General features: G+C 67.5%; 19 protein-coding genes. 9 read left to right on the top strand and 10 right to left on the bottom strand.

What is annotated here, in order from left to right; translation table 11 throughout:
* The first annotated feature begins 12 nt into the window (after positions 1-12).
* Together F3087_RS32665 and F3087_RS32660 are read left to right on the top strand one after the other, a co-directional pair.
* Entirely contained in the window at positions 13-747 is a 735-nt protein-coding gene (locus F3087_RS32665) for a methyltransferase domain-containing protein (protein ID WP_223885513.1), read from the top strand.
* Positions 748-854: 107 nt separating this feature from the next.
* Positions 855-1,517 carry a PhzF family phenazine biosynthesis protein gene (locus tag F3087_RS32660; protein WP_150405947.1) on the top strand — a complete coding sequence of 221 codons (663 nt, stop codon included), beginning with the start codon at positions 855-857 and terminating at the stop codon, positions 1,515-1,517.
* Between the two features lie 27 nt (positions 1,518-1,544).
* On the opposite strand, the gene dxs is transcribed toward F3087_RS32660, so the two are convergent.
* Positions 1,545-3,467, bottom strand: coding sequence for a 1-deoxy-D-xylulose-5-phosphate synthase (gene dxs / locus F3087_RS32655; RefSeq protein ID WP_150405946.1), 1,923 nt, complete (start codon positions 3,465-3,467; stop codon positions 1,545-1,547).
* A gap of 167 nt (positions 3,468-3,634) precedes the next feature.
* On the opposite strand from dxs, the gene glsA reads away from it, so the two are divergent.
* Positions 3,635-5,500 carry a glutaminase A gene (glsA, locus tag F3087_RS32650; RefSeq protein WP_396897595.1) on the top strand — a complete coding sequence of 622 codons (1,866 nt, stop codon included), beginning with the start codon at positions 3,635-3,637 and terminating at the stop codon, positions 5,498-5,500.
* 131 nt (positions 5,501-5,631) lie between these two features.
* A complete protein-coding gene (locus tag F3087_RS32645) occupies positions 5,632-6,312 on the top strand; it encodes an SIMPL domain-containing protein (protein ID WP_150405945.1) in 681 nt (226 codons plus the stop codon).
* Positions 6,313-7,151: 839 nt separating this feature from the next.
* Here F3087_RS32645 and F3087_RS32640 read toward each other — a convergent pair.
* Positions 7,152-7,451 (bottom strand): DUF1330 domain-containing protein, encoded by a 300-nt coding sequence (locus tag F3087_RS32640; RefSeq protein WP_150405944.1) that lies wholly within the window; start codon positions 7,449-7,451, stop codon positions 7,152-7,154.
* Positions 7,452-7,556: 105 nt separating this feature from the next.
* On the opposite strand from F3087_RS32640, the gene F3087_RS32635 reads away from it, so the two are divergent.
* A complete protein-coding gene (locus F3087_RS32635) occupies positions 7,557-8,441 on the top strand; it encodes a CPBP family intramembrane glutamic endopeptidase (RefSeq protein WP_150405943.1) in 885 nt (294 codons plus the stop codon).
* Between the two features lie 214 nt (positions 8,442-8,655).
* Here the strand turns inward: F3087_RS32635 and F3087_RS32630 are convergent, their stop codons facing one another.
* Complete coding sequence (locus tag F3087_RS32630) at positions 8,656-9,015, bottom strand: hypothetical protein (protein ID WP_150405942.1); 360 nt, start codon at positions 9,013-9,015, stop codon at positions 8,656-8,658.
* A 101-nt stretch (positions 9,016-9,116) separates the two neighbouring features.
* Between F3087_RS32630 and F3087_RS32625 the strand changes: the two genes are divergently transcribed.
* Positions 9,117-9,920, top strand: coding sequence for an enoyl-CoA hydratase (locus F3087_RS32625; protein ID WP_150405941.1), 804 nt, complete (start codon positions 9,117-9,119; stop codon positions 9,918-9,920).
* Positions 9,921-11,402: 1,482 nt separating this feature from the next.
* Here F3087_RS32625 and F3087_RS47530 read toward each other — a convergent pair.
* Positions 11,403-13,157: a TRAM domain-containing protein gene (locus F3087_RS47530; RefSeq protein ID WP_396897594.1), complete on the bottom strand. Its 1,755-nt coding sequence runs from the start codon at positions 13,155-13,157 to the stop codon at positions 11,403-11,405.
* A 46-nt stretch (positions 13,158-13,203) separates the two neighbouring features.
* A complete protein-coding gene (locus F3087_RS32610; RefSeq protein ID WP_150405940.1) occupies positions 13,204-15,192 on the bottom strand; it encodes an APC family permease in 1,989 nt (662 codons plus the stop codon).
* Between the two features lie 160 nt (positions 15,193-15,352).
* Here F3087_RS32610 and F3087_RS32605 point away from each other — a divergent pair, with 160 nt between their 5' ends.
* Complete coding sequence (locus tag F3087_RS32605; RefSeq protein WP_150405939.1) at positions 15,353-16,018, top strand: potassium channel family protein; 666 nt, start codon at positions 15,353-15,355, stop codon at positions 16,016-16,018.
* A gap of 2 nt (positions 16,019-16,020) precedes the next feature.
* Entirely contained in the window at positions 16,021-16,692 is a 672-nt protein-coding gene (locus F3087_RS32600) for a potassium channel family protein (RefSeq protein ID WP_150405938.1), read from the top strand.
* Positions 16,693-16,725: 33 nt separating this feature from the next.
* Here F3087_RS32600 and F3087_RS32595 read toward each other — a convergent pair whose 3' ends face one another.
* The 3 genes from F3087_RS32595 to F3087_RS32585 all read right to left on the bottom strand — a co-directional run bounded on the left by F3087_RS32595 (position 16,726) and on the right by F3087_RS32585 (position 18,607).
* Entirely contained in the window at positions 16,726-17,349 is a 624-nt protein-coding gene (locus F3087_RS32595) for a sigma-70 family RNA polymerase sigma factor (RefSeq protein WP_150405937.1), read from the bottom strand.
* Positions 17,350-17,515: 166 nt separating this feature from the next.
* The gene (locus F3087_RS32590; protein WP_150405936.1) at positions 17,516-18,226 is read right to left on the bottom strand and encodes a DUF3159 domain-containing protein; all 711 of its coding nucleotides are present in this window, start codon (positions 18,224-18,226) and stop codon (positions 17,516-17,518) included.
* A gap of 3 nt (positions 18,227-18,229) precedes the next feature.
* On the bottom strand, positions 18,230-18,607 hold the full coding sequence (locus F3087_RS32585; protein WP_040736821.1) for an OB-fold nucleic acid binding domain-containing protein: 378 nt from the start codon (positions 18,605-18,607) through the stop codon (positions 18,230-18,232).
* Between the two features lie 128 nt (positions 18,608-18,735).
* Between F3087_RS32585 and F3087_RS32580 the strand changes: the two genes are divergently transcribed.
* Positions 18,736-19,443, top strand: coding sequence for an alpha/beta fold hydrolase (locus tag F3087_RS32580; protein WP_223885512.1), 708 nt, complete (start codon positions 18,736-18,738; stop codon positions 19,441-19,443).
* On the opposite strand, the gene F3087_RS32575 is transcribed toward F3087_RS32580, so the two are convergent.
* Both F3087_RS32575 and dut read right to left on the bottom strand, forming a co-directional pair.
* The gene (locus tag F3087_RS32575; protein WP_150405934.1) at positions 19,440-20,267 is read right to left on the bottom strand and encodes a DUF3710 domain-containing protein; all 828 of its coding nucleotides are present in this window, start codon (positions 20,265-20,267) and stop codon (positions 19,440-19,442) included. The genes F3087_RS32580 and F3087_RS32575 overlap by 4 nt on opposite strands.
* On the bottom strand, positions 20,267-20,704 hold the full coding sequence (gene dut, locus F3087_RS32570) for a dUTP diphosphatase (RefSeq protein WP_375904465.1): 438 nt from the start codon (positions 20,702-20,704) through the stop codon (positions 20,267-20,269). Before dut ends, F3087_RS32575 begins: the two co-directional genes overlap by 1 nt.
* Positions 20,705-20,725: the final 21 nt, after the last annotated feature.

Here is a 20,725-nt window from a genome sequence, read left to right as displayed (position 1 = left end):
ACGATGGCCGGCATGTCCACACTGATCCAGCGCCTCGACGCCGTCGACGCCGCGCCCGGAGCCGCCGAACTCCGCGCCCATTCCTACGACCTGCTGCACTTGAGCCGTGGAGCCTCCGTGATCGATATCGGCTGCGGTTCCGGCCGCGCAGTCGCCGAACTGGCTGACCAGGGCGCGGTCCCGATAGGCATCGATCCGAGCGACCAGATGATCACTGCCGCCCGAACACGCTGGCCCGCAATGGACTTCCGCCTCGGCACCGCGAAAAACCTTCCCCTACCCGATGAATCAGTCACCGCCTACCGAGCCGACAAGGTCTTCCACGAAATCGCCGACCCCGCAGCAGCATTGGCCGAAGCCCGCCGAGTCCTCACCCCAGGCGGCCGAATCGTCCTCCTCGGCCAGGACTGGGACGCCCTCATCATCGACTCCGACGACCCGGAAACCACCCGCACCGTCCTCCACGCCCGCGCCGCCACCATCACCAACCCCCGCTCCGCCCGCACCTACCGAAACCTGCTGCTATCCAGCGATTTCCACGATGTCACCATCGAAGCGCGCACTCCGATCTTCACCGGCGACCTAATGCTCCCGATGCTGAAGGGTCTCGCCGACGCAGCAGTCGCCACTGAGAAGCTCCCCCAGGAACGCGGCGACATCTGGATCGCAGAGCAGACCACCAGAGCCCAATCGAACCGACTCCTCGTGGCGGTACCGCTGTTCATCGCCGCCGCGTCGAGACCATGAGGTGGCGGCGAACGGGGCATGACGGAGGCCGGTCTCGCATTTGGCTCAACGCTGTCCCGTTGGTGTGCCCGATCTGGCGTCCAGCGCCGAAGTGGTTGACTGCGGGGGTGATCGAGTACGAGGTGTTGCGGGTTTTCTGTGGGGCTGATGGTCGGTATGGCAATGAGCTCGGGGTGGTCCGGGATGGGGGTGCTGTTCCAGAGGAGGCTGAGCGGCAGGCGTTCGCTGGGGAGTTGGGGTTCAGCGAGACTGTGTTTGTTGATGATGCTGAGCGGGGTGTCATCGATATCTACACGCCGACGGTTCGACTGCCGTTCGCCGGGCATCCGTGTGTCGGGTCGGCATGGCTGCTCGACGTGCCCGGTCTGGTTACACAGGCTGGTGTCGTCACGACTCGCAGCGATGGTGAGTTCACCTGGATTGCGGCACGGGCCGAGTGGGCACCCGGGCGCACGCTGCGCCAGTACGACTCCGCGGAAGAGGTTGACGCGCTGGCAGTTCCGGAAGCAGGCGAATGGATCTATGCCTGGGCCTGGCAGAACGAGTCCGCCGGTCAGGTCAGGGCCCGCGCATTCCCGGGGCGCGGCGACGGCATCGATGAGGATGAGGCGACCGGAGCGGCCGCGCTGCTCCTCACCGCCGATCTCAGCCGCCCGCTGCACATTTCGCAGGGCCGCGGCTCACAGATCGTGACGAGTCCACAGGCGGGCGGACTGATCGAGGTCGGCGGACGGGTTCAACGCGTGCCCGAGCACCAATTCACCCAGTGACCCGAATCCACCACGGCGTCCTGCAACTCACCGTGCCGCGAGCCAACCACCGATCCGCCGGGCGATATCCGGCGCGGTCAACCCGAGTTCCGTGTGCACCGCACCGCGCGACGCGTGATCCAGGAACTGCTGTGGCACACCGAGATCGCGGGTCGGGATGTCGAGCCCGGAGTTGCGCAACCGCGCGGACACGGTCGAGCCGATACCGCCGTGCAGTCCACCATCTTCCAAAGTCACTACGAGCCGGTAGTTTTCGGCCAGCTTGACCAGGGTGTCGGACACCGGAAGCACCCAGCGCGGATCGATCACGGTGACCGAAACCCCTTCGGTCTCCAGCAGATCCGCGGCCTGCAAGGCAACCTCGGCGAACGAGCCGACGGCAACCAGCAGCACGTCACCGCGCACCGCCTGCACCGAACCGCCACCCTCCAGCGCCAGTTCCTCACCGGCGTTGGCGGCGAGCCGCAGCACATCGACCCCGTCGAGCCGCTCGACCGCCGAAATATCGTCGGCGACACTGCCTTTGGGGAACCTGATCGCGGTCGGCCCGTCGTTGACGGCCAGCGCCTCCGCCAGTTCCTCCCGCAACGTCGCCGCATCGCGCGGCGCCGCCACCCGGATCCCGGGGATGATCCCGAGCACGGACAGATCCCACATGCCGTTGTGGCTGGCGCCGTCCGGCCCGGTGATGCCGGAACGATCCAGCACCACGGTCACCGGCTGCTTCAGCAACGCGACATCCATCAGCAACTGATCGAACGCCCGATTGAGGAACGTCGAGTAGATCGCCACCACCGGATGCATCCCGCCGAGCGCGAGCCCGGCCGCCGACGTCATCGCATGCTGCTCGGCGATCCCGACGTCGAACATCCGCTCCGGGAACCGCTCGCCGAACGCCGCGAGCCCGGTCGGCCCGGGCATGGCCGCGGTGATCGCGACGATGTCGTCGCGCTTCTCGGCCTGCGCGATGAGCTCCTGGGAGAACACCGACGTCCAGCCGAGCGCCTTCGGCCCGCCGACCGGAACACCGGTGAGCGGATCGATCGGATCGCACGCATGCATCTGATCGGCGATGTGGTTCTCGGCCGGCGCGTACCCGTGACCCTTTTGCGTCACCGCGTGCACCACGACCGGCCCGCCGAAGTCCTTGGCCCGGCGCAGCGCCGATTCCAGCGCGACGATGTCGTGCCCGTCGACCGGGCCGACGTACTTCATCCCGAGGTCGCTGAACAGCTCCTGCGGGCTGACCGCGTCCTTTATCCCGGCCTTCACCGCGTGCATCATCGAGTACGCCGACTCGCCGACCCGCGGGATGCTCTTCAGGATCCGCTTCCCGGCGTCGAGCGCGTGCTCGTAGGCGGGCTGGGTGCGCAGCGCGGTCAACCGGTCGGCCAGGCCGCCGATGGTCGGCGCGTAGGAGCGGCCGTTGTCGTTGACCACGATCACCACCGGCCGGTCCGGCGCGCCCGCGATGTTGTTGAGCGCCTCCCAGCACATGCCGCCGGTGAGCGCGCCGTCGCCGACCACCGCGACCACGTGCCGGTCCTGGCCGGTCAGCGCGAACGCCTTGGCCAGGCCGTCGGCGTAGGACAGCGACGCGGAGGCGTGCGAGGACTCCACCCAGTCGTGCGCGCTCTCGCTGCGGCTCGGGTAGCCGGACAGGCCGCCCTGCCTGCGTAGCGTGTCGAACTCGTCCTTGCGGCCGGTCAGGATCTTGTGCACGTAGGCCTGGTGGCCGGTGTCGAAGATCAACGGGTCGGCCGGCGAATCGAAGATCCGGTGCAGGGCGATGGTCAGCTCGACCACACCCAGATTCGGGCCGAGGTGCCCGCCGGTCACGGCGACCTTCTGCACGAGGAATTCACGGATTTCGTCCGCCAGCTCACGCAGTTGCTGCGCGGTGAGCGGTCGAAGATCTTCGGGCGTGTCGACCCGGGAAAGCACTCCCACCTGAACTCGCTCCCTCCGGATAGCGCATCTGATCCGATCAGTCTACGGAGCGGCGGTCAGTGCCTACGAACGAGAACCGAACTGCCGCACCTGGCAACGACCACCACCAGCCGACATCAGGCCGAAATGTGAGCCTCGGCATACCGTACTCGGCCTAGAGTGATCGTGTGGCCCAGGCCGGAGAGGCGATCGCGCGGACAATCGAATCGGGCGTCGTGTCCAGGATCGTCAACGACGTCTATCAGCTGTGCCGACCGGACGATTCCGGTACGCTGGCCGACTACATTCCGGAACTCGCTGCGGCGCAGCCGGATTCGTTCGCCTTGTGTCTGGCGACCGCGGACGGGCGGATCTACGGCACCGGCGACCTGGACGTCTCGTTCACCATCCAGTCGATCTCCAAGCCGTTCACCTACGCGCTCGCGCTCGCCGATCGCGGCACCGAGTTCGTGGACGCGCGCATCGATGTGGAGCCGTCCGGGGAGGCGTTCAACGAGATCAGCCTGGATCCGGTGACCGAGCGCCCGCGCAACCCGATGATCAACGCGGGCGCGATCACGGCGGCGTCGCTGATCACCGGGAGCGATCCGGTCGAGCGCTTCGAGCGCATCCGGCGCTGCTATTCACGCTTCGCCGGGCGCGAACTGAGCATGAACGAGGCGGTGTACGCGTCCGAGGCGCGCACCGGGTTCCGCAATCGCGCGATCGGGTACATGCTGCGCTCGTTCGGCATCATCGACTCCGACCCGGACGAGGCGGTCGACCGCTACTTCCGGCAGTGCTCGCTCGACGTGACCTGCCGCGACCTCGCGCTGATGGCGGCGACCCTGGCCAACAACGGCCGCAACCCGGTGACCAGGGAACGTGCGCTGTCCACGGCGCTGACCGAGCGGGTGCTCAGCGTGATGACCACCTGCGGCATGTACAACGCGGCCGGCGACTGGGTGACCAGCGTCGGGCTGCCGGCGAAGAGCGGGGTGGGCGGCGGCATCGTCGCGGTGCTGCCCGGCCAGATCGGCATCGCGGTCTACTCCCCGCGGCTGGACGCGCACGGCAACAGCGTGCGCGGCGTCGCGGCCTGCCGTGAGCTGTCGCAGCGGCTGGAACTGCACTTTCTGCACGTCACGCGGGCGGCGCGAACGGCAATCCGGGCCGGGTACTCGGTGGCCGAGGTGCCGTCACGGCTGCGCCGGACCATCGACGAGATCGCGGTGCTGGCCGAGCACGGGCATCGGGCGCGGGTCTACGAACTGCACGGAGACCTGCTGTTCGCCGGCGCGGAGAGCGCGGTGCGGACCATCGAGGCGCAGGCAGGCGAGCTGGAAGCGCTCGTGGTCGATCTGCGCCGGGTCGGTGAGGTGAGCGCGATCGCGGTGCGGATGATCGATGACTTGCAGACCGAGCTCGCGGCGATCGGTGTGCGGGTCGCGCTGGTCGATCCCGATGCCAAACTCGGGCACGTGGTGTCCAGCCTGGATCCGGACGATCCGCGCGGGCGGGTGTTCATCGATCGCGACACCGCGACCGAATGGTGCGAGGACATCGTGCTCGACCAGCATCGGCCCGGCGACGAACCGGTGTGCACGTCGATCGCGATCGAGGATCATCCCGCGCTCGCCGCGCTCGAGGACGGTGATCGGCTGCAGTTGGCCAAGGAGTTCGAAGTGCGCACGTTCGCGCGCGGTGAGGTGATCGCGCGGCGCGGGAGTGCGCGATCGGGGCTGTATCTGATCCTCGAAGGGCGGGTGCGAATCACCTTCGAGGGCAGCGACAGTCGGACGCATCGGCTGGTGAGTTTGTCCTCGGGGATGTCGTTCGGGGAGATTCCGATGCTGGTGGGGACGCCGTTCGTGAACGAGGCGCGGGCGGAGTCGGGGGTGCGGGTGGCGGTGTTGAAACCTGCGCGTTTCGATCAGCTGACGTCGCGGGCGCCGCAATTGAAGCTGGCGTTGCTCGAGCGATTGGCGGCGGGGGCGTATGCGCAGATGGACGCGGCGGTGCGCGCGATCGCGGTGCGTGGAGGTGATTACTGAGCGGTTTGCGCGCCGTCCCGCCACTACGGGAGGGCAAGGTAACGAACTTCTCTCCGCGGGGACGATTGACCGCTGTCCGCCGTTGACCACATGAAGCGAGACTCACCGTCGACAGATCAGAGGAGCATGCCGTGAACGAGAAGTCCGAGTCCGCTGCCGCGGGCACCGTCACCATTTTCGGCAGCGGTACCGCGCGGGCGACGCCGGATTTGATGCGCGTCACGATTTCGGTCGAGTGCCGGGCGGGCAAGGTCGCGCTGGCCTACAGCAAGGCCGGCGAGCGGGTTGCCGCTGTCACTCGCTCGCTGCGGTCCGATGGGGTCGAGGGGAAAGATATCGCCACCAGCGGGTTGTCCGTGCACACCGAGACTGTGTGGACCGAAGGTCAGGGCAATCGCATCACCGGGTATCTCGCGAGCACGTCGTTGACGATCGCGATGCGGAACCTCGCCGACGATGCCGATCCGGGGCCCGCGACGATCATCGCGCACGCGGTCGACGCGGGCGGTGATGATGTCCGGCTCGGTGGGCTGAATCTCACGTTCGCCGACCAGGAGTCGCTGCTCGTCGAGGCTCGGGATGCGGCGTGGGAAAACGCCGTCGCCAAGGCGGAACAGTTCGCGGCGCGGGCCGGGCGGACGCTCGGCGCGGTGTTGGAGATCACCGAAAGCACCTCCAGCGCACCGCCTTCCTTTCCACGGGTGAAGGCGATGTCGATCGCGATGGATGCGTATGGGGCCGCGCCGGTTCCAGTCGAGTTGGGTGAGAGTGAGATCTCGGCGGACATTCGGGTTACTTGGCAGATGGATTAGGTGTAGGTAGCGAAACTCGGTGCGGCTCAGCATGTTGGGCACGATCCAACATGCTCGGCTCGGCTCCACACGTTCGATCCGCCCAGCATGTTCGACGCGGATCACCATGTTCGATGCGCACTCTGCACGCTCGACCCGGCCCTGCATGTTCAGCGCGGCCCTGCATGTCCGGCCTTCCCCCGCATGTTCGACCCGCCCCCGCATGTCCGATGCGCCCTGCATGTTCGATGCGAGGCCACCATGTTCGATGTGGGTCCTGCATTCTCGGCGCAGCCCCACACGCTCGGTGCGGCCCTGCATTCTCGGCGCGGGCCAGCATGTTCGACACGACCCCACATGCTCGGCCCGGCCCCGCAAAGCTCGAATCGCCCAGCATGCTCGATGCAGGCCCTGCACGCTCGACCCGGCCCTGCATGTTCAGCGCGGCCCCGCATGTTCGATGCGGGTCCTGCATGCTCGGCGCAGTCCTACATGCTCGGTGCGGCCCTGCATTCTCAGCGCAGGCCAGCATGTTCAACACGACCCCACATGCTCGGCCCGGCCGCAAAAGCTCGAATCGCCCAGCATGTTCGGTGCAGGCCCTGCACGCTCGCGCCGACCCTGCATGCTCGGCGCGGCCCGGCAGTGTTCGATTCGCACAGCATGTTCGATGCGGGTCCTGCATGCTCGGCGCAGTCCCACACGCTCGGCGCGGCCCCGCGCGCTCGACACGAACCCACACGCTCGACGCGGCGACCTCTCAGCGGAATTGATTCCTGTCTGAGCACGCCGGCATCGACCAGTGCTCTGCGCGATGTCGGCCGGAAGCCGCGTTGCCGGGCGGGTCGGCGGCTGCATTGTCACGCGCGGTGGCCGAGGCCTTCGACCAGGTGGATCACGGAGTCGGCGCCTGCTTGCCGGTCTTTCGAAATCTCCAGGTACTCCAGTGATTCCGCCCACGCGCGGAACGCGGTCTCGTCGGGGAACGACAGGAGAACCACTTTCTGCCGGTCGCTGGTGCCCTCGATGAGCTGCGGTGACTCGTCGGCGGCGAGCAATGTGCCTGCGTGGCGGGTGAATACGTCGAGGAAGCGGGCCTGGTAGCGGTCGTAGGCGGCGCGATCGGTGAACTTCAGCTGGGCGATCACATAGACGGTCATGGGGCGACTCCAAAACTCGAGCAAGAACTTTCGGCATCGATGGAACCGGGTCGGCCTGCCCTGCGTCCGAATAGGTAAGGCAGCACGCCGTCCTAAGGATGTCGGATGATCGCTCGTCGCAACGATTTCGTTCTGTTCCTGTTCGTCGCGGTCGCTGCGGGCTGGGTGCTGGCGTCCGGGCCGTGGATCGATGGGGAGGGGTTGCAGTCCGCTCTGTGGCTGCATACGGGGGCTGCGCTGATGATGTTCTCCCCCGCCCTCGGGGTGCTGGCGGTGTGGCGGTATCGGCGACTATCTTGGCCTGCGCTGTTGACGCAGAACGGGTTACGGCTCGGTGCTCGGCCTCGGTTGACGGTGTGGCTCATGGTGGTCGCCTGGGTGGGGACGCCGTTGTTCCTGTGGCTGGCGTTCGGGTTGAGTGTGGTGTTCGGCGTGTATGTCTTCGAGTTCCAGAGTGGCGAGACCGTGGCGGCGGTCATTGTCGACGCTGTCACTGTTGCCACCCTCGGCACCTTGCCGTTCGCACTCGGTGAGGAACTCGGGTGGCGCGGGTGGTTGCTGCCGCAGCTCAACAACCGGCTCGGGATCACCGGCGGAATCGTTGCCACCGGGGTGATCTGGGCGTTGTGGCATGCGCCGCTGACGTTGCTCGGGTACAACTATCCGAACCTCGGGGCCTGGGCCGCCGTGGCGTTCATCGGGTTCTGCGTGCCGTTCGGAGCGATCCTCGGATGGTTGCGGATGTACACCGGAAGTATCTGGCCGTGTGCCATCGCGCATGCCGCGTTCAATGGAAGCGCGATGCTGTTCGGGTTGTTCAACTCCGCTGAGCACGAGGTGAATCCGCTGTACGCCGGATACGGGTTCGTCGGCTGGGGTGTCCTCACCGCAATCGCGGCATTGCTCTTCACCTGGTTCCCGGTCCGCCAGGTTCGAGCCAAGACGGAAGCATTTGTGCCACCGGCACACTCGTGGCCATCGTTCGGCTAACCCGCCGCAAGCTGTTGCGACAGGCGCAATCTCGCGTCGATGGCCCGATGCCGATGCCATTGACGAGAGCCCGATCTATCAGTCAGTTGACCGACCTTCGCTCCCCGCTTCGCGGTCAGAATCGGCCGCTGCCGGCACTGCCACTGATGGCCTACCGGCCGGAAACGCTCGATGCACCAGCGAGTCGTCGCAACGCGCTGGCCCGACCAGGCCGCTATCTCCGATCGATCCGTGCGGTGCGACATCCGGCCGTCGGAAACCTCGACGTGTGTCGGCTGAAAACCTCTGCGGCCAAGGCAATCTGACGCCGAGGATTCGTGGTGGCGCGATGCCGAGGAATCGAGCGCGACCGATAACGTCCGATTTTACCGTCTGGGTTCTGGCCCGCGGCCACGCCCGCCGGCTGATAGGCGTTCATGATCTCGCTGGCCGCGAGCACCGGCCACTGCGCGACACCGAGGCCGTTCTTCAGCAACCAGTCCACGCCGTTCTTCACCGCGCCACCCACCACAGAGAAGAACATGTCCAGCGGCGGAGTGCCCGCGAACCCGGCGGGGTCTCGCGATCCGACCACCGTCACACGAGCAGTACTGAATCGCGATCCGGCAAGTGTGGTCCGCGCAGCACTTATATTGAGATGTCGGTGGCAGCGCAGTCGCCGGTTAGGGGTTTCGTATGTCGTTCGTGCTTGTCGACACGCCGCGACCACACATCGCGCTGGTCACGCTCAATCGGCCCGAGCGCATGAACGCCATGGCCTTCGATGTGATGATCCCGTTGCGCGAGGCGCTCGAAGAAGTGAGCGCCGACAACGACATTCGGGTCGTGGTGCTGACCGGTGCGGGGCAGGGGTTCTGCTCCGGCGCCGACCTACAGAACGCGGGCAAGGTGCCGAATGTCGAGGGGCTCACCACCACCAGCATCGCGCGTCGCTCGATGGACCTGCTGAACGACGTGATGCTGGCGCTGCGGCGGATGAACCAGCCGGTGATCGGCGCGATCAACGGCGCCGCGATCGGCGGCGGCTTCTGCCTCAGCATGGTCACCGACATGCGAATCGCGGCCGAGGAGGCCTACTTTCGCGCGGCCGGCATCAACAACGGCCTCACCTCCACCGAACTCGGCATCAGCTACCTGCTCCCCCGCGCCATCGGCTCCTCCCGCGCCTTCGAGATCATGCTCTCCGGCCGCGACGTCGACGCACTCGAAGCCGAACGCATCGGCCTCGTCTCCCGCACCGTCCCCGCCGCCAAACTCCTCGACACCTGCTACGACATCGCCGACCGCATCATCAGCTTCAGCCGCGTCGGCACCGAACTCACCAAACGCATGCTCTGGAGCGGCATGGAAGCCGGCGGCTTCGAATCCCACATGCAACACGAAGGAACCGCCCAACTCTACGTCCGCCTGACCACCGAAAACTTCGACGAAGCCATCCGCGCCCGCCGAGACCGCCGCCCCCCAACCTACGAAGACTGACCGGCCGCCCGCACCCGGCCAATCCCCGCACCGCAGCACGCGCCACGTCGCTCCGCTAAGTCATGGCCTGACACATCGACTCCGGAGCCACGGCCTTTCCTGCACCCGGAATCGCATACGAAACCAAGTGCGCCAACTCAGGACTCGTACGGCCATACCGACCGCCGTACCACTGGCGTCGAACCCCGTGCCGTCGATCCAACACCCGCCGCACCCACCGCGTTTCCCTGACCAGGAATCGCATGTAAATCCAGGCGCACCAACTCAAAAGGCCTGCGACAACAGCCCTCCCAGCACCCCGCGCGCCAGTCGACCACGCGAAGCGCAACAGCCGCACACGCCGTTATTTCCCGCATACCGATTCGCATGTAATTCGGTATGCGGGAAATCAAATAGTGTGCAGCTGCTGGCCCATTGACCCGGTCCACCCAGGGACAGCAGCACCCCCGCAGCCCTCGAGTACTCCTCCTCGCCAGACGGGAATTCACGGAACACCCACTCGCGTTCCACCACACTGACATCCCACTAAACGAACAACGCGCTGCCGATCGGGACAGCACCGAGGGCTCACTCGCACTTCGGCTCCACCACGTCCCACCAAGCGAACTACGCGTCGCCGAACGGGACGCCACCGAGGGCTTGCACGTGGTCCGTCCTCACCCGTGTCCCGCTCGGCAAAACAGCGTCGCGCTGGAAAGTCATGAAGCGCGAATCAGTCGAAGCGCCGACCCATCGCCAGACTCCATCCGCCGAACCGCGCCCAGCAACCTCGATCACCGTCGCAGTGGCCAAACGGGACATCACGGCAGCTGCACTCGTGCTCTGCCGTCACCGTGTTCCGTTCGGCGAACAACCCAGAGCGTCGAACGGGACAGCATTGAGCGCCTACCCGCACTTCGACACGGCCACGCCCCGCTCGGCGAACGATGTTGCGCGGAAGGGGCGAGACAGCGCGAATCAGTCGAAGCGATGCCCTACCAACAGATTCCATCCGCTGTACCGTGCCCAGCAGACCTCGGCCGCCACGACAGTTGTCGAGCGGGACGCCACCGAGAGCTCACTCGCACTTCGGCACCACCATGTCCCATTCGGCGAACGATGTCGAGCCGACGGACGTGCAGCTCGAATGGGTCGAAGACGACGCCCTGCCGACACATTTCACCCGCCGGAACTCGCTCAGCAGACGTCGGTCGTGCTCGTCGTTGCCGAACGGGACATCTCGGTGCGCTCACTCGCAGTCGCCTCCCGCCATGTCTCGCTCGGCGAACACTCGGCGTCGAACGGGACGCCACCGAGGGCCTACTCGCGCTTCGGCACCACCACGTCCCACTCGCTGAACAACACGGCATCGAACGGGACATCACCGTGGGCTCACTCGCACTTCGGCGCTGCCATGTCCCGTTCGGCGAACAGCGCGTTGCCGGACGGGACGTTGGCGAGGGGCTACTCGGGTTTCGGCTCCGCCACGTCCCGGTCGGTGGGTTAGGGAGTTGGGCGTTCGAGTAGGGCTATGCATTCGACGTGGTGGGTGCCGGGGAAGGCGTCGAAGGCTCGGAGGGTGGTCAGGTGGTAGCCGGCGGAGTGGTAGAGGCCTAGGTCTCGGGCGAAAGCGGCTGGGTCGCAGCCTATGTGGATTATGCGGAGGGGGCCGGTTGTGGTGATTGCGGCTATTACTTCTTTGCCTGCGCCGGCTCGTGGGGGGTCGAGGACGATGGTGTCGGGGGCTGCGCCGCCTACGCGTTCGGTTACCCAGCGTTCTACTCGTTGGGCGTGCAGGTCGAGCCACGGGAGGTCGCGGAGGGCGGCGGTGCCGTCGGCTACTGCTGGGCGGGCGGACTCTACGGCCAGGATCGCGCCGGTCTGGCCGACCTGGTCGGCGAGGCGGGCGGCGAAAACGCCTGCGCCGCTGTACAAGTCCCAGGCCAGAGCGCCGGGGTGCAGGCAGGACCATTCGGCGATCAGGTCCGAATAACATTGTGCGGCACCGTGATGGGCCTGCCAGAAGCCGGTTGCGGAGACCTCCCAGCGGCGGCCCGCGACGTACTCGACTGCGCGGCCGGTTCCGGAGATCACCCATTCGTCGCGTGCCGCATGCGTCGCCGCTCGGCGAGCCGAAGCATTGCGCCGCTCCCCGGCCTGCGGTGCCTCCAGCCGACCATTGTCGTCGTACCGTGGCTCCGCGCGCTCATCCGGACTGCGGCCATCGCCCTGTTCTGGACCGCCGCGGGCGGTGCCGCCACGCCAGACGCCACCGATCTCGCCGGGGCGGCGACGGTGGGCGCGGTCGGTGACGCCGGGTGCGTCGTCGGTGCCGGGTTTGCCGCTCGGGCGGCGGCGGTTGTCGCGGTCGGTTCCGCTGCGCGGATCGCTGCCGCGGGTGGCGCCGGTGCGGTCGTCTCGTCCGCGCACTCCCTGGTCTTCGGTGCGAGGCTCGCGGCCATGGTTGCCGTCGCGGGCGGGGTCGGTGCCGGGGCGGGGTCGGTCAGATCGGCCGCGGTCGTCGCGGTGTGCACCGGGGCGACGGTCGGTCCGATCGGCGCGGCCACGGCGGTCACGGCCGGTGCGGCGGTCGGCGGGTTCGGCTCGTTGCCATTCGCGGTCGCCACGGGACTTTCGGCGGTCGCCGTCAACCGCTGGGGCCAGTTCGATGATGTGGCGGACGCCGTCGCCGTCGACGGCGATCACCAAATCGGCACCGGGCGTCCACAATCGGTCCGCGACACCGTCGAGAGCGCCTGGAACCGGTTGGGGGCAGCGGAGATCGGTGATGACCTCGGTGCTGCGGTAACCGTGAACGCCCGCGCGGCCTTCGGCGTCGACGGCCAATCGGATGCGGGTGCGCCAGCCGGTGGTGGTGTCGCCTGCACCGGTGATCGGTTCGACAACAACCTCGCGGTCGATGCCGGCGACGCGACGCAGTTGTTCGGCGACGACCGAAGCCTTCAGCGCCCGTTGGGCTTTCGGAGTGGCATAAGAGAAGTCGCAGCACCCCGCGCCGCCAGGGCCGGAGACCGGACAGGTCGCGGGAACGCGGTCCGGCGACGGCTCCAGGATCTCGATCGCGTCGGCGCGACAGAACGACCCACCACGATCCTCGGTAACCCGCACCCGAACCAGCTCACCCGGCAACCCGTGCCGAACGAACACCACGCGCCCCTCATGCCTGCCCACACAGAACCCACCATGCCCGGGCGGACCCAACCGCACCTCGAAAGTCGTATCGCGCCAATCGGTCATGCCCGCCCCTCGCAGACACTCGGCAAACGGAATGCAGTTCGCGGCCTCATGAGCGGTCGTCATAACCGCGGCGCACCGCACCCGGCGCGTTGACCATGCCCGGTGTGCGGGCTCGGGTGGACGAACTCAACTGCCACGGAACGCTGGTCACCATTACGCCGGGTTCGAAGAGCAGGCGGCCTTTGAGTCGTAGCGCACTTTGGTTGTGTAGCACTTGTTCCCACCAGTGGCCGACTACGTACTCGGGGATGAAGACGGTGACTACGTCGCGGGGTGAGTCCTTGCGCACTCGCTTCACGTAGTCCAGGACGGGCTTGGTGATTTCGCGGTAGGGGGATTCGATCACCTTGAGCGGCACGGTGACGTCGCTCTTTTCCCACTCGCGCACCAGTGCCCGGGTGTCGGCCTCGTCGACGTTGACGGTGATCGCCTCCAGGGTGTCCGGGCGGGTGGCGCGGGCGTAGGCGAGGGCGCGGCGGGTGGGCAGGTGCAGCTTGGAGACCAGCACGATGGAGTGCGAGCGGCTGGGCAGCACGCCGTCCCACTCCTGCTCCTCCAGCTCGCGCGACACCGAATCGTAGTGCCGGCGAATCATTTTCATCACGATGAAGATCGCCACCATGGTGCAGATGGCGATGTAGGCACCGGCGAAGAACTTGGTGATGAGCACGATGATCAGCACGGTGCCGGTGGCGGTGAGGCCGACGGCGTTGATCACCCGGGATCGCTTCATCCGCGACCGCTGCGCCGGATCGGTCTCGGTGCGCAGCAACCGGGTCCAGTGCCGCAGCATGCCGGTCTGGCTGAGCACGAAGGAGACGAACACGCCGACGATGTAGAGCTGGATCAGCTTGGTCACCTCGGCGCCGAACAGCACGACGAACGCGATGGCCGCACCGGACAGGAACAGGATGCCGTTGCTGAACGCGAGCCGATCGCCGCGGGTGTGCAGCTGCCGGGGCAGGTAACGGTCCTGCGCCAGAATCGAACCGAGCACCGGGAAGCCGTTGAACGCGGTGTTCGCGGCGAGCACGAGGATCAGCGCGGTCACCGTGGTGATGAAGAAGAACCCGATCGGGAAACCGTGGAAGACGGTCTCGGCGAGCTGCGCGATCAGCGTCTTCTGGTGGTAGCCGGGCGGCGCGCCGATCAGGTCGGCGTCGTTGTGCGCGTAGACGACGCCGATCTTCTGGGCCAGGATGATGATGCCCATCAGCAGCACGATGGCGATGGTGCCGAGCATCAGCAGGGTGGTGGCGGCGTTGCGCGACTTCGGCTTCCGGAACGCGGGCACGCCGTTGCTGATCGCCTCGACACCGGTCAGCGCGGCGCAACCGGAGGAGAACGAGCGGGCGATCAAAAAGGCGAAGGCGAGTCCGTACAGGTGCTCGTCCTCCGCCTTCAGTCCGAATCCCGCCGATTCGGCCTGTAGGTCGTCGCCGAGGATGAAGATGCGGAACAGCCCCCAGCCGAGCATGACGAACATGCCGACGATGAACGCGTAGGTCGGGATGGCGAACGTGGTCCCCGACTCGCGGATGCCGCGCAGATTGATCGCGGTGAGGATGGCGATGGCGACGACGGCGAAGAGCACCTTGTGCGTCGCGACGAACGGAATCGCCGAGCCGATATTGGACGCGGCCGAGGAGATCGACACCGCCACCGTGAGCACGTAGTCGACGAGCAACGCGCTGCCGACGGTCAACCCGGCGTTGGGCCCGAGGTTGGTCGTCGCGACCTCGTAGTCACCGCCGCCGGACGGGTAGGCGTGCACGTTTTGCCGATAGCTTGCTACGACCACGGCCATGACCAGCGCGACGGCTAATCCGACCCAGGGGGCATAGACATAGGCGGAGATGCCGGCCGCGGACAACACCAGGAAGATTTCTTCCGGCGCGTAGGCGACCGAGGACATCGCATCGGAGGCGAACACCGGAAGGGCGATGCGCTTCGGCAGCAGGGTATGGCCAAGCGAATCACTACGGAAAGGCCTGCCCAGCAGCATTCGTTTCGCTGCCGTCGTCAACTTGGACACTGGAGCGAGCATAGGCGCACGCGAGGGTGGTCGCGCGCGTGGCTCGCAGGTTTGGCCACGCGGCGGAGGGGGAACGTGGCCGATGGAATGGTTCGGCAGGTACCGTTCGATCGGACAATTAGCAGAACGAACGCTTGGTTCCAGGAACGAGGGTGCACGGGTGTACGTAGTGATCATGGGTTGTGGGCGCGTCGGCTCGGCGCTGGCTCGTGCCCTGGTCCGGGTCGGCCACGAGGTCACCGTGATCGACCGGGACCCGGCCGCCTTCCTGCGTCTGGGCCAGGACTTCGCCGGCGAGCGGGTGACCGGCGTCGGCTTCGACCGAGATGTGCTGGTACGCGCCGGAATCGAGCGCGCCGACGCGTTCGCCGCGGTCTCCTCCGGGGACAATTCCAACATCATCTCCGCGCGGGTGGCCCGGGAGATGTTCAGCGTCGAGCGGGTGGTCGCGCGCATCTACGACGCGAAGCGCGCCGCGGTCTACGAGCGGCTCGGCATCCCGACCATCGCCACCGTGCCCTGGACCACCGACCGGTTCCTGCGCGCGCTGATCGGCGACAACAGCACCACCACCTGGCGCGACCCCACCGGCACGGTTGCTGTGACGCAGCTGACGCTGCACGAGGACTGGTATGGCCGGACCGTGCGCGATCTGGAGCGCGAGGTGAGCGTGCGGGTCGCGTTCATCATCCGCTTCGGCCAGGGCCTGCTGCCGGACAGCAAGACCATCGTGCAGGCCGACGACGTCGTCTATGTCGCCGCCACCTCCGGTTCCGTGGGTGAGGCCATCGCATTGGCAGGCAAGCCCCCCGTGAGCGAGGACTGAACATGAAAGTGGCCATCGCCGGGGCCGGCGCCGTCGGCCGATCCATCGCCAGGGAGTTGCTGCGCGGTGGACACAACGTCATGCTGCTGGAACGCCAGCTCGATCACATCGAGCCGGAGGCGATACCGGACGCGGTCTGGGTGCACGCCGACGCCTGCGAGCTGGCGCTGCTCGAGGACGCCGGACTGGAAACGTACGAGGTGGTCATCGCGGCCACCGGCGACGACAAAGCCAATCTGGTGCACAGCCTGCTCGCCAAGACCGAGTTCGGCGTGCGCCGCGTGGTGGCGCGGGTGAACGATCCGCGCAACGAGTGGCTGTTCGACTCGTCCTGGGGTGTGGACGTCGCGGTGTCCACGCCACGCCTGCTCGCCTCGCTCGTCGAGGAGGCGGTCACGGTCGGCGATCTGGTGCGGCTGATGACGCTGCGGCAGGGTCAGGCCAATCTGGTGGAGATCACCCTGCCCGGCGACACCGGACTGGCCGGAAAGCCGGTGCGCACCCTCACCCTGCCGCGCGACGCCGCCCTGGTGACGATTCTGCGCGGCGGCCGGGTGATCGTGCCGCAACCGGATGATCCGTTCGAGGGCGACGACGAACTGCTGTTCGTGACCTCGGTGGAGGCCGAAGAGGACCTCCGGGTCGAACTGGCCAACCATGGCATCAAGCCTTGACTCCCCGACAGGGCTGATGCGCGGCGGTCGAGCCTAGGCGACCTTCAGTTCCGCGCGCAGCTTGTTCAGCGCGCGATGCTGCATCACCCGGACGACGCCGGGGCTGGTGCCGATCGCCTCGGCGGTCTGCGCCGCCGACCAGCCGAGCACGATGCGCATGACCAGCACCTCGCGATGGGCGGGGGCGAGGATCTTCATGAGCTCCTTGGTGGCCGCGCGGCGTTCGAGCGCGAGCGCCCACTCCTCCGGGCCTGCCTCGGTGGACGCGGTGTCCGGCATCTCCGCCATCGGGTAGGTGGGGTGCTGCTGGGAGCGGCGGAACGCGTCGGCCACCTTGTTCGAGGCGATGCCGTAGACGAAGGCGAGGAACGACTTGCCCTGATCCCGGTAGCGCGGGATGGCGTTGACCGTGGCGATCAGGATCTCCTGCACCACGTCGTCGGCGGTGACCTGCAGGTGCGCCGTATTACCAAGGCGCGCACCGCAATACCGGCGAACCAGCGGATGCACGACGCGGACGATCTCGGTGACGGCGTTGCGGTCGCCCGCGGCGGCGGGGCCGATCAACTTGTCCAGTTCGGCCGCCACCCGGCGGCTCTCCGACAGGGCCGGATTGTGGTTCTTCGACAATGCTGCGGTGTTGTGCTCGGTAGCCACGTCCGAGTCCTTTCCTACGATCGTGCGCTGTTTTTCCTACGCAACGATCGTCTGATGAACTCGGGCTTGTCTCCAGGCACCCCAGGGTGGGTAACCCCCCACCTCGGCGGTGGGAGTTACACCACCCCAAGGGGTTTTCGCGGGCAGCACCCGCGGGGTTAACGCGCTACGCGGCCTCGGCCACGGCGGTCTTGGTGGGCATGTGCCCCGCCCGCCGCACGGCCCACACGGTGACCGCCAGCGCGACCGCGGTGAGCGGCCAGCCCATGGCGATGCGGGTGAACGCGAGCCAGCCGGTGCGGTCGGTGTCGTAGAGCTGCGACTGCACCAGGTAGCGGGCGCCGAAGACGAGCACCCAGGTGGACGTGGCCAGGTAGTACAGGCGCTGCACGCGGCGATCACTGCGCCAGTCGGTGCCGTGCCCGTTCAGCACGCCCCAGATGACGCCGACCAGCGGCCAGCGCACCAGCATCGAGATCAGGAACACGCCCGCGTAGACCAGGCTGGTGTAGATGCCGAACAGGAAGAAGCCCTTGGCCTCCCCCATCCGGTAGGCGATGAACGCGCAGATGCCGACGCCGAGGAAACCGGAGATGGCCGGCTGGATGGGACTGCGCCGGATCAGACGCCAGACCAGGATCAGTGCGGCCACGCCGAGCGCGGCCCAGATCGCCGCGGTCAGCCCGGCGAAACTGTTCACGGGGACGAAGACGACAACCGGAACGGTCGAATAGATCAGGCCGCTGAAACCGCCCAACTGCTCGAGCAACGTCTGCTCGGCCGCTACCTCTTCAGGGTCCAGAGCCTCGGTGGGCTCGAGCTGTTCGGTCGAGGGGGTCTGTTCGCCCGTGGGGGCGTTGTCGTTGCTCGATGGCATACGTCAGCTGTTCCCGCGCAGTTCGTAGTAGGGGTTGTAGATCACCTTGCGGCCGTCTCGATCTCCGACGCGACCGCGAACCAAGATACGCCGTCCCGGTTCGATACCGGGGATGCGCCGACGGCCGATCCATACCAGGGTGATGGCATCGGTTCCGTCGAAGAATTCCGCTTGCACAGTAGCGCCCGCGGACTTCGAACACGCTTCGACACTGCGCAGCTTACCGAGCATCGTGGCTTCGTCGCCGCGGCGACACTCCGACGCACGGCACGCTCCGGAAGCCTCCGATTTCTCGGCAAGCTCCTCGGCGTCCAACTGGTCGAGATCCTCGGTCAGTCTGCGGCCCAGACGTCGAAAATACCCTGAGGCAGCGGATGACATTTCGCACGCTCTCCTGCATAGAGCAGACAGTGTGGATCGCACACCATCGTGGATTCTCAGCACGACCGGCGGTGGACGTACACCCGCCACTGTAGATGCACCAGCACACCCCCGCTACGCTCGGACCGGTGTTCGACTCCCCACACTCCGTGTCGGCCGCCCACGTCGTCGTGGCGCTGCCGGGAACCGGATCCGACGCGGATTTCGCTCGTCGCGCGTTCGAACCCGCTTGCCGAGCGCGCCGTCTGGACGTGGTGGCGGTGCAGCCGGACCCGCAGGGGGTGGTCGCGAGTTATCGGGCCGCGCTCGACACGGCGGCCGCGGCGGGACCGATTGTTGTGGCGGGAATCTCGTTGGGCGCGGCGGTCGCGATCGAGTGGGCGGCCGAGCGTCCGGAATCGACGATCGGCGTGATCGCCGCGCTGCCCGGGTGGACCGGGCCGGACACCTCCGCCTGCCCCGCCGCGTTGAGCGCGTCGGTGACCGCGGCGCAGTTGCGAGCCGACGGGTTGGACGCGGTGCTCGAGCGGATGCAGGCCAGCAGCCCGCAGTGGCTCGCCGACGCGCTCACCCGGTCGTGGCGGTCACAGTGGCCGAATCTGCCTGCGGCACTGGAGGAAGCGGCGCACTACAAGTGGCCGGGGACCGAACAGCTCGGCACCCTCGAGGTTCCGGTGGCCGTGGTGACCGCGGTCGACGACCCGGTGCACCCGTTCGCGATCGCCGAGGAATGGGCGGCGCTGATCCCGCGGTCCGCGATCCGCCGGATCACCCTCGCCGAACTCGGCGCGGATCCGGCGATCCTCGGACACACGGGATTTGCCGCGCTCGGTTAGTTCAGGCCGAGCTGCTGCATGGCGGAACCATCGGCGCCGCGGCGCGGTCCCTCCGGCATCCGCGGCGGTGCGGCCTGCGGGGCCGCCGCCTGCGCGGCCGCCTGCTGTTGTTGCGCGTCGGCCTGCGCCTGATGCGCCGCGGCCAGCTGTTCGGCCAGTTCCTGGGGCAGCACCACGGGTAGTGGCTCACGCACGGGCAACGGATCGTCGCCGCGCCGGATCACGGTCTCGCGCAAGATCGCCCGGGCCGCCGCGACCAGCGGGCTGCCGTCGTTGGACGCGCCCGACGGGCCCGCCGCGACCAGCCGGACCATCCAGCGCGGCCCGTCCACCCCGATGAAGCGCAGGTCCGCGCCCTCGGTGATGGCGAGCAGCTCACGACCCCAGGGCCCGGTTTCCACCGCGACCCGCGCGCCGTCGTTGCGCAGCGAATCGGCGAGATCCGCGGCCACCGTGCGCCATTGGCCGGCCGACTTCGGCGCCGCGTACGCGGCGACCGTAAGCCGGCCGTGCTCGGTGGCCAGGTGCACCGCCTGCGGCGTGCCGTCGGGGGTCATCTCGACCTGCAACTGCCCGCCCTGCGGCACCGGCAGGATCACCGAGCCGAGATCGAGTCGCTGATCGGTGACCTGCTCGAGCAGCTCGGACACCTCGGTGAAGTCGTACGGACCCGACTTGCCCGCCCCGGCGTCGCGGTAGTCGCCCGCGACGATCGGGTGTTCGTCGGTGTCGTAGTCGTCTTCGTCGTACTCGTCGACCTCGTCGTAGTCGTCGTCCAGATACTGGTCGTCGTCGACGGATCTCTTCTTGCCGAAAATTCCCATCACGCCTCCTTGGCGGCAGCCTGGCCGGCCTCGGCCAGGCTCGCGTGACCACCGCTGGACCCGTAACCGCCCGCACCGCGCGCGGTTTCGTCGAGCGTCTCGACCTCGACGAAGTCGACCAGTTCCACCCGCTGCACCAGCAGCTGCGCGATCCGGTCGCCGCGGCGCAGCTCGATCGGCGTGCGCAGGTCGTGGTTGATCAGGCACACCTTGATCTCGCCGCGGTAGCCGGCGTCGACCGTGCCGGGGGTGTTCACCACGGACAGCCCGGTTTTGGCCGCCAGGCCCGAGCGCGGATGGATGAGCCCGACCGTGCCGACCGGTAGCGCCACGGCGACACCGGTGCCGACGAGCACCCGCTCCCCTGGTTCCAGGATGACGTCTTCGGTGGTGCACAGGTCCACGCCGGCGTCGCCGTGATGGGCGCGCGCGGGCATGGGGATGCCGGGATCCAGCCG

The sequence above is a fragment of the Nocardia colli genome, assembly GCF_008704205.1.
In the GTDB taxonomy this organism is placed as follows: domain Bacteria; phylum Actinomycetota; class Actinomycetes; order Mycobacteriales; family Mycobacteriaceae; genus Nocardia; species Nocardia colli.
The sequence above is the reverse complement of the archived record's forward strand: the minus strand, read 5'-3'. Positions and strand labels throughout refer to the sequence as shown.

Excerpts from the sequence above, each read along its gene's own strand:
- F3087_RS32665 (WP_223885513.1), top strand. The coding sequence starts at position 13 with ATGTCCACACTGATCCAGCGCCTCGACGCCGTCGACGCCGCGCCCGGA.
- F3087_RS32640 (WP_150405944.1), bottom strand. The coding sequence starts at position 7,451 with ATGACCGTCTATGTGATCGCCCAGCTGAAGTTCACCGATCGCGCCGCC.
- F3087_RS32635 (WP_150405943.1), top strand. The coding sequence starts at position 7,557 with ATGATCGCTCGTCGCAACGATTTCGTTCTGTTCCTGTTCGTCGCGGTC.
- F3087_RS32625 (WP_150405941.1), top strand. The coding sequence starts at position 9,117 with ATGTCGTTCGTGCTTGTCGACACGCCGCGACCACACATCGCGCTGGTC.
- F3087_RS47530 (WP_396897594.1), bottom strand. The coding sequence starts at position 13,157 with ATGACCGATTGGCGCGATACGACTTTCGAGGTGCGGTTGGGTCCGCCC.
- F3087_RS32600 (WP_150405938.1), top strand. The coding sequence starts at position 16,021 with ATGAAAGTGGCCATCGCCGGGGCCGGCGCCGTCGGCCGATCCATCGCC.
- F3087_RS32590 (WP_150405936.1), bottom strand. The coding sequence starts at position 18,226 with ATGCCATCGAGCAACGACAACGCCCCCACGGGCGAACAGACCCCCTCG.
- F3087_RS32585 (WP_040736821.1), bottom strand. The coding sequence starts at position 18,607 with ATGTCATCCGCTGCCTCAGGGTATTTTCGACGTCTGGGCCGCAGACTG.
- F3087_RS32575 (WP_150405934.1), bottom strand. The coding sequence starts at position 20,267 with ATGGGAATTTTCGGCAAGAAGAGATCCGTCGACGACGACCAGTATCTG.
- dut (WP_375904465.1), bottom strand. The coding sequence starts at position 20,704 with ATGCCCGCGCGCGCCCATCACGGCGACGCCGGCGTGGACCTGTGCACC.